Origin of the sequence: Methyloceanibacter sp. (assembly GCF_050728395.1) — a bacterium.
Lineage (GTDB): Bacteria > Pseudomonadota > Alphaproteobacteria > Rhizobiales > Methyloligellaceae > Methyloceanibacter.
Window position 1 is genome coordinate 1 of record NZ_JBOHJB010000085.1, and the last position, 11,093, is coordinate 11,093.

The window sequence follows — 11,093 nt, forward strand, 5'->3', positions numbered from 1 at the left end:
TCTCCGAACGGACCGTCGGGGGTCAACCCGGCCTTGGTCTGAAAGCGCTTGATGGCGTCCTCGATGACGTCGTTGTCTCCGCCCCTGCTCGTGTTGGCGATGAAGCCGAGCTGTTGCAACGCGGAGCGAGCCTCGGCGACGGTCGCGGGATCGGTGAGCACGGCATCGGGTGGCAACGCCGGGCCGGCCAGGCCGCAACCCTCGACATCGAGGCAGACCTTCGGTGAGCCGCCCTGAAAGCTGACCTCGGGGGTTTGCGTGCGGGTGGCGAGTTTCACGTCGGTGGCGGTCTTGTTCAGCAGGTCGCCGAAAAAGAGGCGTGGATTCTCGCTGAAATTTCGCAGTAGCGCGGTGGCGAAAGGCGAATGTGCGCCTGGGTCGCCGTCGGCTGCGAGCTGGCCCGACCCCGTGGCATTGGCGGTGACCACCGTGCGGTCAGCCTCGCCAAGCAGAGAGAGGCCGCGAAAGCCGCTGCCTTGACCGGCGCCGCGCGTCGGGCATTGCGGAAACGGATCGTTGCGGCAGGCGTCGAGCATCACGATCTGCTGCGGCGCCGGCCCGGCCGCCTTATACAGCTGCTGAAGGTCGACCGAACGGATCGTCGTCTTGTCTTCGCAGGCGATCTCCATATCCGTCGGCGCGATCAGGTTCTTGCCTTGGACCGCCATGCCGTGGCCGGCGTAGTAGACGAGTGCGACTTCGGCGCCCGTCGCGTCCCGTTCGAATTTCTCCAGCGCATCGAGCATACCGGCACGGTCGAGATTGTAATATTCCGACACCTCGAAGCCGTGGCTCCTGAACACCGCGGCGATGGCCTTGGCGTCAGGCACGGGGTTGGGGAGGCTCGAAAGATGCTGGTACTCGCTCATGCCGATGACGAGCGCTACGCGCTTGGCGTCAGCCGCCGCGGGCGACCAGGCCAAGCCGAGGAGGATGAGAGCTGCGGCAACGATTCGAAACATGGCGGTTATCGCCTTTCCGTTCTCGCAAGCTGAGCCCTCGGCAAGCCCGCTTGGGGTGAGGAAACTTAGCACCCGCGGCGGCCGGCGCGAAGGGCATGGGTCACGCCCGGTTCCGCTTTTGCCATGATTGTGAATAGACTTGAGATTGCCGCGACCGCTAAATCCCGGCGCTTTTCGGTGGATGCCGCCATGCACGCCAGACTTTGCCGCCTCGCTCCCGTCGCCCTGCTTGGCGCGGCCATGGTGCTTGTCCCGGCGTTGGCGCGGACCGAGCCGAAGGCTCCGAGCGAGGAGGAAAACGCCGACGTGGCCTTCGCCGCGAGCTTCGTTGGCAAGAATTATGACGGCGATCTCGACATCGAAGGCTGGTCCGATCTCGGCGGCGGCCTCATCGCCGCGCCCATCTTCATCCACCAATATCAGCGCGAGGATGGGACCTATCTCGTGCTCACCAGCCGCCAGCTCGCCAAGGAATCGAAAGACACGCCGGCAAATTACGAGGTGGCTGACGCGCTGATCGTGCCGCCGCCGCAAGCCGGCGTCGAGTTCACCATCTCCTGCGTGCAAGGCAAGGACGAGATGCTTCGCTTCATCGGAGAGGCGAAGGGGCCAGAGAGCAAGGAATGGTGGACCGAGGTGCGGCGCGCCTGGGAGATTGCGCTCGACACCGGCAAGATCTCGTCGGCCAAGACCAAGGGCGTCCGCTGCACCAACGTCTCCTGGGGCCAGTAGGAGGCTTGTCACTATGAAAGCAAGGCTGAAGGATCGCGTCATCGCCGAGAGCGACGACATCGTCGAGCACGGCGGCTATCACTACTTCCCCATCGGGGTGGTGCGCATGGAGTGGCTGGAGAAAGCGCCGAAGACCGAGTCCGACCGCGCCTGCCCGCATGGCGTCCAGTTCTACGACGTGGTGATCGACGGGACGCGCCACGCCCGCGCCGCCTGGATCTACGAGGCGCCGCGTCCCTCGATAGGCCATGTGGCAAACCGCTTCGGCTTCTGGGACGAGGTCGAGGTCGGCTGAGGACCTTTCGGCAACGCGAATCCTCGTCAAACCCGCCAAATAGCTTTGTCTAAGGAGGACAGACGGCCGCCCTTCGCGCCGCCTGGTCGAAAATATAGGCAGGCTTGACGGAGAACGAAGGCGTCAAATTGGTGACGGACGTCCAGCCGTCAAAGGCACCGTCATCGTCATAGTCGATACGGGCAAACGTACCTTCCGTCTCGCCGACGCGAACGGTGTTTCCAAAGCAGATCTGCGGCACCAGGCCTCTCCGGAGGCTCGGTTCGCATCGCAAATATTGCCGGCCGCAGCGTTGCACGCCAATGAGGTCGGACGAGCTCGCGGCCGACCGTATCAAGGCATCGCCGTTGCAAGCGAACCGGCGCTGGTCATAGACGGCTATGGTCCGCTCCGCCGGCACCTTGTATTCCCCGTCGCGACTCCAGAATCCGACATAGTCGTCGGCGAAGGCCTTGTTCTGGATATCGGTATCGAGCGCGAGGCCCGCCGAGCATCTGCCGTTCACCATCCTGGAAAACCATTCGGTGTCGGTCCAATTCTGGAAGAGGTGCCACGCATCGGAATTGTGGAAGCCAGTGCTGCCTGCGTAGCTGCGTGACGCTGAGAGCCAGAAGAAGTCGACGAGCTGCGGGCTCTGCTCTTTGAGAACCGCCAGCGCATCGCCGCTGCCATAGGCGCCGAGCAAATATTCGGCTTTCTTGACGATGCCGCTCACCGTCTTGAAATAGGCGAGCATCTTGCCCTTGGTGGCAGCGTCGCTCTTGTCGAAGTTGAAATCGACGCCGAAATAGATCGCGGTTCCTTTTGGCTGTCCCACCAGCGCCGCCTGTTCGATCGCGGCCTTTGCATCCAATTCGGCCTCTTGCACCGCCGTGTGGTGTGGTTTGGCAGTCGCGGTGCAGGCCGCGTTCTTCAGGGTCTCAATCTGGTTGGTTCCGCTGTTGAACCATCTGCCGTCAAATTTGTATTTGCTGTTGCTAAGATACTGATAGATGGAAAGGATCGCGAAACCGGCGTCGAGCATAGCATCGACCTCGGAGCCTTCCTCGCCGGCCCTGCCACCATCGATGATCCGCTTGCCCGACCACTGCCGGCAGCGGCCGTAATAGCGGCCTATGACTTTGACTCCGGCATCTTTGAGCGTCTGCAGGTATGGCTTGGTGTTTACCGACGCGTCGATGATCGCGATCCGACCGGAGTCGGACTCGGCCGCGTGCGACATTGACGCCGCAAGCATCGACAGAAACGCTGCCGCCATGGCTGTGAGCGAGCGATCATCCATGGTTCGACGCTCTACAATTTGCACATTTAGGTCAAGTTTGGGCACGCCGGCGTCCTACTCCCACGCGGGTAACTTCTCTTGCGCCGCGAGCGCAGTGAGGCGTGCTTCGAGCTCGGCGACGAAGGCGTCATAGGACTCCCGGCCGTAGAGCGGCTCGTCGACGCTCACAATCGAGTTGAACGGCACGAACAGCGCCGAGCCCTTTGGCAACGCCTTGCCGAGCCCGTGCATGAAGATCGGAATCACCGGCACTTTGGGGCGCGCCTTGGCCAGATGGCCAATCCCCTTCTTGAAGGACACAAGCGCCTCGGGCTCGCCGCGCGACCCTTCGGGAAAGATGATGAGAATGTCGCCGCGGTCGAGCGCCTCTTCGCAAGCTGCCAACGGATTGACGCCTTGCTTGCCGCTGCCGCGCGCAACCGGAATGATGCCGATGATGGTCTTGGCAAACCAGCCCATGCCGCCGGGCTTGGCGAAATAATCCGCCGCCGCCACGGGGTGAACCGTATCGAGAAGGCGCAAAGGCAGGAGCGACATCAGCGCCAACGTATCGAGGTGCGAGTTGTGATTGGCGGCAAGCACCGCCGGGCCTTTCTTCGGCAGCCTCTCGCGATGCCGCACCGTGAGACCGAGCGCGACAAGGACGATCGCCCGCACCACGACGGCGAAGAACAGGAGGCGGAGGAGCTTGGTCATGGCGCCGCCGCTCACGGGAAGAAGAAATAGCGGAAGAAATGCGCGAACACCGGCGCGGCATAAGTGAGGCTGTCGACGCGGTCGAGAATGCCGCCATGGCCGGGGATCAGACCGCCGGTATCCTTCACGCCGAGGTCGCGCTTCATCGCCGACATGGTGATGTCGCCGAGGAAGCCCGAGATGCCGATGACGAGCCCGGCGAACGCCGACCAGCGCATGTCCATAGGCGTGAGGTAAGGCCCGATCAGCGCGGCGAGTAGCGTCGTGCTGGCGATGCCGCCGATCAGCCCCTCCCAGGTCTTTTTCGGGCTCACCGTCGGCGTCACTTTGTGTCGGCCGGTGAGCTTGCCCCAAATGTATTGCCCCACGTCGTTGAACTGGGTGAGCAACACGAGAAAGAACAGGAGCCCGAGGCCGCCGGCGATGGGGTTCACCGCGTCGCCCGAGACGAGCAGCATGGCCATGTGGCTCAAGGTGAACACGGTCATCATCAGGCCCCAGCTCAGCGTGCCGACGGCGCGCAGGAAGCCTTGCGTCTCGCCGCGGAGTGCCATCAGCGCCGGGAAGAACAGGAACGTCCACACCGGCACGAAGACGATGAACATGCCGTACCAGTCGGTCGCCGCCCAATAGAACTGCATGGGGATGGCGAGATAGGCGAACAGCAGCACGCTGCGGTCGATGCGCCGCGTCGGGATCAGCGAGAGATATTCTTTCAGCGCGAGATAGGAGATGAAGGCGAGGAAGACGATGGCCACGGTGCGATTGGAAAGCATGGCGAGCGTGAAGGCGCCGATCATCCACCACCAGGAGCGCACGCGGTCCTCGAGCTCGCGGTAGCGGCCAGACTCGCCGCGGCGCGAGAGCAGGAAGACGATGATGCTCGCGACGATCAGGACCGCATAGACGCCGGCCGTGGCGTAGACGACGTTGGCCGGGATGCCGAAGATCGTGGTCACGGTGCCGACGCCTTGGCTTGAGCGACGATGCTGCGCGCCCGATTGACGATGGTCAGCGCTGCGAGCGCGAGCAGGACCGCGAGATAGGCCGTGCTCCAGCGCCCAGGCGCTATGCCGGCTCCGAGGAGCAAAGCGAGCAACCCAAAGGCGACGGCGCGGTCGCTCTTGCCGAGCGGTCCGTCATAGCGCCTCATCCCGCCGAGCAGAGGCCCGAGCGCCCCGGCCATCTCGGCGATGATCGCCGCGATCGCCACCAGCACAACGAGCGTGGCGTTGATGCCGGCGACAAGCGCGAAGGGAAGATAGAGGGCGGCGTCGGAGATGACGTCGCCAAGCTCGTTCAGGACTGCGCCTTCCGGGCTCTTCATGCCGTGCTCCCGAGCCATCATGCCGTCGATGGCGTTGAGCGCCATGCGCAAGAACAAGGTCACCGGCAGGAGCAGGAACGGCCAGCGCGAGTCCGGAGCGAGCGCGAGCCAAGCGCCATGGGCAAGGCTCAAGCCAAGCGCCGCCAGCGTCACGCCATTGGCGGTGACGCCAGCCTTTGCCAGGCCGTCAGCCAGGAGACGCAAGCGCGCCTGAAACCGCGGCTTGAGATCGTAGATCGTTGGCACTGCGCTGGCCCCGCCGTCGGCAGAAAGTGCACCGTTCTAGAGCTTTTGCTATGGATGAGCCATGGGCTCCATTCTCCCAATCTTGACGTTTGTTGCCGCGCTCGGCTCAGGGCTGATCGCGGGATTCTTCCTCGCCTTCTCGGCGACTGTGATGTGGGCGCTCGAGCGCCAGCCTGCGCCGGCGGGCATCGCCGCCATGCAGACCATCAACGTCGTAGTGCTCAATCCGATCTTCCTCGGGATCTTCTTCGGCACCGCCATCCTCTCGCTCGTGCTCGACATCGCCGCGCTTCTGCGCTGGTCGGAACCGGGATCCGCATATCTGCTCGCGGGCAGCCTGCTTTATTTCGTCGGCACCTTCCTGGTGACGCTCGTGTGCAACGTGCCGCTCAACAACAGGCTCGCCGCCGTCAAGCCTGACAGCGAAGAGGGCAGCGCGGTGTGGACACACTACCTCTCGGCGTGGACGGCCTGGAACCATGCGCGCACTGTGGCGTCGCTGGCCGCGACTTCGTGCTTCATTGTGGCGACAGCCCAGCAGTGGGGTTGACGGCCCCTGCGCAGCTAACCTTTGGCCGCCGGGACGCGCGCCAGCAGCTCCTCGACCTTTGGTAGGATGCCGTCGACGATGCGTGCCACGCCTTCGGCATTGGGATGAAGCCCATCGCCCAGCGTGTATTTGTCGTCGAGGGCCACGCCGTCGAGGAAGAAGGGATAAAGGATGAGGTCGTAGCGCGCGGCGAGGTCGGCATAGAGCGCCCTGAACTGGTCGACATACTCCTTGCCGAGATTGCGCGGCGCCTCCATGCCGGCGAGCAGGATGGGCAGCCCGCGCGCTTTCAGCGCGGTGACGATCTTCTCCAGCGTCGCCTTGGTCGCCGCCGGATCGAGCCCCTGCAAGGCATCGTTGGCGCCGAGCTCGACGATCACGGCGCTGGCATCGTCGGGCATGGCCCAATCGAGCCTCGCCAATCCCGCCGCAGCCGTGTCACCCGAAACGCCGGCATTGACGACCTTGACCTCTTGCCCGCGAGCGCGCAGTGCCCGCTCGAGCTGGGCCGGGAAGGAATCCTTTTCCGGCAAGCCCAGCCCCGCGGTCAAACTGTCGCCGAAGGCGACGATCACCGGCTCGCGCGAAGCCGCCTGATTTGCATGCAACCCCGACGCGGCAAGCAGCATTCCTGCGGCAACAACGGCGGTGGCAACTGCGCCTCGCTTCATCTTTTGGACCTCTTTGCTCTTCTTTATTACAGCCTGCCGTGCCATGTCAGGAGCAGCGCGACCCGTTCCATGGATCAAACTCTGAAACCATCCTCGACCTCCGCCATCAGGCTCGAAGACGTGCATGTCACGCTTCCCTCCCGCGCCGGCCCCGTTGCCATATTGCGCGGATTGGACATGAACGTGGCGGCGGGCGAATCGTTTGCCGTGGTTGGCCGATCCGGCTCCGGCAAATCGACGCTGCTCATGGTCATCGCCGGGCTCGAACGTGCCACCGAAGGCCGCGTCACCGTTCTCGGCGCCGATTTCAGCGCGCTCAATGAGGACGATCTCGCACGGCTGCGCGCCGCCAATATCGGCATCGTGTTTCAATCCTTCCACCTCGTGCCTACCATGACGGCGATCGAGAACGTTGCGCTGCCGCTCGAGTTCCTCGACCGCGACGACGCGTTCGACGCCGCGCGCTTAGCGCTCGCCGAGGTCGGGCTCTCGCACCGCGAGACGCATTTCCCGGGGCAACTCTCCGGCGGCGAGCAGCAGCGGGTCGCCATGGCCCGAGCGCTCGCGCCCAAGCCCTCGCTCATTCTCGCCGACGAGCCGACCGGCAATCTCGACGAGACCACCGGCGCCGAAATCATGGACCTTCTGTTCACGCTCAAGGAGCGGACCGGCGCCACGCTCATGCTCATCACCCATGACCGGGCGCTCACCAAGCGCTGCGACCGCATCGTCAGCCTTGCCGACGGCCGGGTGACGAGTGCCGGCGCCAAACGCCGGGCCGCAGCGTCGTGACCGCCGCCGGTCTCGCCGCGCCCTCTCCGGTACGGGGTGTCAGCCTGAAGCTCGCTTTCGCCATCGCGCTGCGCGAGCTCCGCGCCGGCGCCGGCGGCCTCACCGTCTTCGTGCTGTGCATCGCGCTCGGCGTCATGGCCGTTGCCGCCATCGGCTCGCTCGGCGCCTCTTTCGATGCGGCCCTTGCCCGCCAGGGTCGGCTGCTCGTCGGCGGCGATCTCTCCTTCGAGCGCGTGCACCGGCGGGCGGGCGAGGAGGAGCGGGCCGGGCTCGACGATCTGGGGCAGGTGACCGAATCGGCGAGCTTGCGCGCCATGGCGCGGATTCCCGGAGGCAAGAGTGCGCTCGTCGAAGTGAAAGCCGCCGACGGCGCCTACCCGCTCTATGGCCAGGTCGTCGTCACCGAGCCCCCCGGCGCTGGCCCGATCTGGCGGAAAGCCGGCGTCATCGTGGCCGAGAGATCGCTGCTCGAGCGCCTCAATGTTGGGATCGGCAGCACCGTCTCGATCGGCGATACCACCGTGACCATCGGCGGCATTCTCGGCACCCAGCCTGACCGGCTTGCCGATCGCCTCGCCTATGGCCCGCGCGTGCTGATGTCGCTCGACACGCTTACCCGCACCGGGCTCATCCAGCCTGGGAGCCTGATCCGCTGGATCTATCGCTTGAAGCTTCCCGGAGAGCGTGGCAACGACCGGATGGAGCTCAACACCGCACGGTTCACCATCGAGGCCAAGTTCCCCGAGAGCGGCTTCGCCATCACCGACTGGACCGATCCAGCGCCCTCGATCCGCCGCGAGGTCAAGCGCTTCACCCAATTCATCAGCCTGGTCGGTCTCGGCGCGCTGCTGCTCGGCGGCATCGGCGTCGCCAATGCCATCGGCAGCTACATGGCGAAGAAGCGGCAGGTGATCGCCACCTTCAAGACCTTGGGAGCCCCGAGCCGCCTCGTGCTTGCCGTCTATCTCATCCAGGCGCTGATGCTCGCCGGAATCGGTATCGCTCTTGGGCTCGTGCTCGGTGCGCTCACCCCTGCTCTGCTGTCGGCGACTTATGGCGATGCCTTGCCCATTGCGCTTGCCGTCGAGCCGCATCCGGCATCGCTTCTGACCGCCGCCGGTGCAGGCCTCCTCACCATGCTGCTGTTCGTGCTTCTGCCTTTGGGGCGCGCATCCGTCGTGCCGCCGGCGGTGCTGATGCGCTCGCACCTCACCGACGAACAGGAACGGCCGCCGCTTGGCTTTCTCGTAACGGCAGCAGCGAGCGGGCTCGCGCTGTTCGCGCTCGCCATCGCGGCCTCCGAGGAGCGCACCATCACCGCCTCGATCGTCGCCGGCATCGTAGCCGGATTTCTCTTGCTGCTCGGCTTCGGCTGGCTGCTGCAGAAACTTGCCGCACGGTTCCGCCGCACCAAGCCCCCGTCTCTCGCGCTTGCGCTCGCGAGCATCGCCGGCCCCGGTTCGATCGCCCGCCAGGTCGCCATCTCGCTCGGGCTCGGCCTCGGCTTCCTCGTCGCCATCGCCCTCATCGACCGCTCGCTCATGGCCGAGTTCGAGGACAACATTCAGATCGAGGCCCCGTCTTATTACTTTCTCGACGTCGACGCTCTAAATCTCGCCGACTTCCGCGCCACGGCGAAGGCCGTCGAGCCAGATGCCAAGCTCGCCGACGCGCCGATGCTGCGCGGCCGCATCGTCGCCGTCAACGGCGTGCCGGTGGAAAAGGTCGAGGCCGCTCCCGACAGCCGCTGGGTGCTCGCGAGCGACCGCGGGCTGACTTACGCCGATACGCTTCCGCAAGGCTCGACCATCACGCAAGGAAGCTGGTGGGAGCCCGGCTACTCCGGCCCGCCGCTCGTCTCCTTCGACGCCGATTCAGGCCCGGGCCTCGGGCTGAAGATCGGCGACAGCATCACCGTCAATGTGCTCGGGCGCAACGTCGAGGCCAAGATCGCCAATTTCCGCAAGATCGACTGGGAGTCGCTTGCCATCAACTTCGTCATGGTGTTCTCGCCGAACACGCTTGCCGCCGCGCCCCACCGCGTTCTGGTCACGCTCGAATATCCGAAAGGCACCGACCAAGCGCGCGAGGCGAAGCTCGTTCAGGCGCTTGCCGACCGCTTCCCGCTGGTCACGGCCATAAAGGTCGGCGATATCGTCGAGGCGGCAAAGGATCTGCTGCAGAAGGTGATGACGGCGATCGGCATGACCGCGGGCGTCACGCTTCTGATCGGCGCTCTGGTGCTCACCGGCGCCGTGGCCGCGACCCAGCAGCGGCGCAAATACCAGGCCGTGCTCTACAAGACGCTCGGCGCCACGCGCGGGCGCATCGTGCGCGCCGAGCTTCTCGAGTTCGGGCTTCTCGGCGCGGCGGTCGCCGCCTTCGCCCTTGTCGCGGGCACGATCACCGCCTGGGCGCTGTGCAAATGGGCCTTCGAGGTGACGTTCGTGTTTTCCGGGCGCGCCGCCGCCGAGGCCCTGCTGCTGGCGCTTGCGCTGGTTCTTGGGGTGGGCGCCATCGCCACCTGGAGGGTGCTTTCGGCCAAGGCCGCACCCTATTTGCGCGGCGAATAGGGGCTCTGCGAATGTTGCGTGACAGGAGCTTTCGCTCACTTGCGCCGGCCTAGCGGACCACCCATATCTTGCTTCAAAGTGTCTGGATTTGAGCGACTCGAACAACACGGGTGAAAGGACCAGCAATGGCCGAATTGGACAGACGATACGCGCAAGGAACGACTGCCGGCCGCGCCGAAACGGGCGTGATCGACCAGGGGCTCCGCGCCTATATGCTGCGCGTCTACAACTACATGGCGTCGGGCGTCGCCATCACCGGCGTCGTCGCCTATCTGACCTATATGTTTGCCGTGGTGGATAGCGGGGCAGGCCTCCAGCTCACCCCCTTCGGCAATCTCATCTTCGCCAGCGCCTTCAAATGGGTGGTGATCTTCGCCCCGCTCGGCATGGTGTTTTTCCTCTCGGCGCGCATCAACTCCATGAGCCTTGGCACCGCCCAGATCTCCTTCTGGGTGTTCTCCGCGCTCATGGGCCTGTCGATCGCGTCGATTTTCCTCGTTTACGCGCATGCGAGCATCGCACAGGTGTTCTTCATCACCGCCGCCTCGTTCGGCGCGCTCAGCCTTTACGGCTACACCACCAACCGGGATCTGTCGGCCTGGGGCTCGTTCCTGTTCATGGGCCTGATCGGCATCATCATTGCGATGCTGGTCAATCTGTTCCTGGCCTCAACAGCGCTGCAATTCGCCATCTCGGTGATCGGCGTCTTGATCTTCGCCGGGCTCACCGCCTATGACACCCAGCAGATCAAGGAGATGTATTCCGTCAACGACGACGGGACGATCTCCGGCCGCAAGGCGGTGATGGGAGCTCTCAGGCTCTATCTCGACTTCATCAACCTGTTCATGATGCTGCTGCAGCTGTTCGGCAATCGCCGCTAAGCTCGAGCCAACGGGCACTAAGTCAGGGCCCCGGCTTTGGCCGGGGCCTTTTCTTTTGTCTTTCATACCTCCCCTTGACGGGGAGG

12 protein-coding genes are annotated in these 11,093 nt (G+C 64.7%); 6 read left to right on the forward strand and 6 right to left on the reverse strand.

Annotation, left to right across the window (positions count from 1 at the left end):
• Positions 1-962, reverse strand: a 962-nt coding sequence (locus ACREC7_RS13255; protein ID WP_431556164.1) for a caspase family protein, incomplete at its 3' end; no start/stop codon positions are given.
• 189 nt (positions 963-1,151) lie between these two features.
• Between ACREC7_RS13255 and ACREC7_RS13260 the strand changes: the two genes are divergently transcribed.
• Complete coding sequence (locus ACREC7_RS13260; protein ID WP_431556165.1) at positions 1,152-1,694, forward strand: hypothetical protein; 543 nt, start codon at positions 1,152-1,154, stop codon at positions 1,692-1,694.
• A 13-nt stretch (positions 1,695-1,707) separates the two neighbouring features.
• On the forward strand, positions 1,708-1,989 hold the full coding sequence (locus ACREC7_RS13265; protein ID WP_431556166.1) for a DUF427 domain-containing protein: 282 nt from the start codon (positions 1,708-1,710) through the stop codon (positions 1,987-1,989).
• Positions 1,990-2,038: 49 nt separating this feature from the next.
• On the opposite strand, the gene ACREC7_RS13270 is transcribed toward ACREC7_RS13265, so the two are convergent.
• The 4 genes from ACREC7_RS13270 to ACREC7_RS13285 are packed head-to-tail and all read right to left on the reverse strand — an operon-like array spanning position 2,039 to position 5,540.
• A complete protein-coding gene (locus tag ACREC7_RS13270; protein WP_431556167.1) occupies positions 2,039-3,271 on the reverse strand; it encodes a glycoside hydrolase domain-containing protein in 1,233 nt (410 codons plus the stop codon).
• A gap of 54 nt (positions 3,272-3,325) precedes the next feature.
• Positions 3,326-3,967, reverse strand: a complete 642-nt coding sequence (locus ACREC7_RS13275) for a lysophospholipid acyltransferase family protein (protein ID WP_431556168.1) — start codon at positions 3,965-3,967, stop codon at positions 3,326-3,328.
• An 11-nt stretch (positions 3,968-3,978) separates the two neighbouring features.
• Entirely contained in the window at positions 3,979-4,926 is a 948-nt protein-coding gene (locus tag ACREC7_RS13280) for a phosphatidate cytidylyltransferase (protein ID WP_431556169.1), read from the reverse strand.
• Complete coding sequence (locus ACREC7_RS13285; RefSeq protein ID WP_431556170.1) at positions 4,923-5,540, reverse strand: CDP-alcohol phosphatidyltransferase family protein; 618 nt, start codon at positions 5,538-5,540, stop codon at positions 4,923-4,925. Before ACREC7_RS13285 ends, ACREC7_RS13280 begins: the two co-directional genes overlap by 4 nt.
• Positions 5,541-5,601: 61 nt before the next feature.
• Here ACREC7_RS13285 and ACREC7_RS13290 point away from each other — a divergent pair, with 61 nt between their 5' ends.
• Complete coding sequence (locus ACREC7_RS13290; protein ID WP_431556171.1) at positions 5,602-6,090, forward strand: DUF1772 domain-containing protein; 489 nt, start codon at positions 5,602-5,604, stop codon at positions 6,088-6,090.
• A 14-nt stretch (positions 6,091-6,104) separates the two neighbouring features.
• Here the strand turns inward: ACREC7_RS13290 and ACREC7_RS13295 are convergent, their stop codons facing one another.
• Positions 6,105-6,761, reverse strand: a complete 657-nt coding sequence (locus tag ACREC7_RS13295; RefSeq protein WP_431556172.1) for an arylesterase — start codon at positions 6,759-6,761, stop codon at positions 6,105-6,107.
• A gap of 69 nt (positions 6,762-6,830) precedes the next feature.
• On the opposite strand from ACREC7_RS13295, the gene ACREC7_RS13300 reads away from it, so the two are divergent.
• From ACREC7_RS13300 to ACREC7_RS13310, 3 genes are all read left to right on the forward strand, one after another.
• Positions 6,831-7,553 carry an ABC transporter ATP-binding protein gene (locus ACREC7_RS13300; protein WP_431556173.1) on the forward strand — a complete coding sequence of 241 codons (723 nt, stop codon included), beginning with the start codon at positions 6,831-6,833 and terminating at the stop codon, positions 7,551-7,553.
• The gene (locus tag ACREC7_RS13305; RefSeq protein ID WP_431556174.1) at positions 7,550-10,126 is read left to right on the forward strand and encodes an ABC transporter permease; all 2,577 of its coding nucleotides are present in this window, start codon (positions 7,550-7,552) and stop codon (positions 10,124-10,126) included. The genes ACREC7_RS13300 and ACREC7_RS13305 overlap by 4 nt, the downstream gene beginning before the upstream one ends.
• 125 nt (positions 10,127-10,251) lie before the next feature.
• Entirely contained in the window at positions 10,252-11,007 is a 756-nt protein-coding gene (locus ACREC7_RS13310; RefSeq protein WP_431556175.1) for a Bax inhibitor-1/YccA family protein, read from the forward strand.
• The last annotated feature ends 86 nt before the right edge of the window (positions 11,008-11,093 follow it).

Excerpts from the sequence above, each read along its gene's own strand:
- ACREC7_RS13260 (WP_431556165.1), top strand. The coding sequence starts at position 1,152 with ATGCACGCCAGACTTTGCCGCCTCGCTCCCGTCGCCCTGCTTGGCGCG.
- ACREC7_RS13265 (WP_431556166.1), top strand. The coding sequence starts at position 1,708 with ATGAAAGCAAGGCTGAAGGATCGCGTCATCGCCGAGAGCGACGACATC.
- ACREC7_RS13270 (WP_431556167.1), bottom strand. The coding sequence starts at position 3,271 with ATGGATGATCGCTCGCTCACAGCCATGGCGGCAGCGTTTCTGTCGATG.
- ACREC7_RS13275 (WP_431556168.1), bottom strand. The coding sequence starts at position 3,967 with ATGACCAAGCTCCTCCGCCTCCTGTTCTTCGCCGTCGTGGTGCGGGCG.
- ACREC7_RS13290 (WP_431556171.1), top strand. The coding sequence starts at position 5,602 with ATGGGCTCCATTCTCCCAATCTTGACGTTTGTTGCCGCGCTCGGCTCA.
- ACREC7_RS13295 (WP_431556172.1), bottom strand. The coding sequence starts at position 6,761 with ATGAAGCGAGGCGCAGTTGCCACCGCCGTTGTTGCCGCAGGAATGCTG.
- ACREC7_RS13300 (WP_431556173.1), top strand. The coding sequence starts at position 6,831 with ATGGATCAAACTCTGAAACCATCCTCGACCTCCGCCATCAGGCTCGAA.
- ACREC7_RS13310 (WP_431556175.1), top strand. The coding sequence starts at position 10,252 with ATGGCCGAATTGGACAGACGATACGCGCAAGGAACGACTGCCGGCCGC.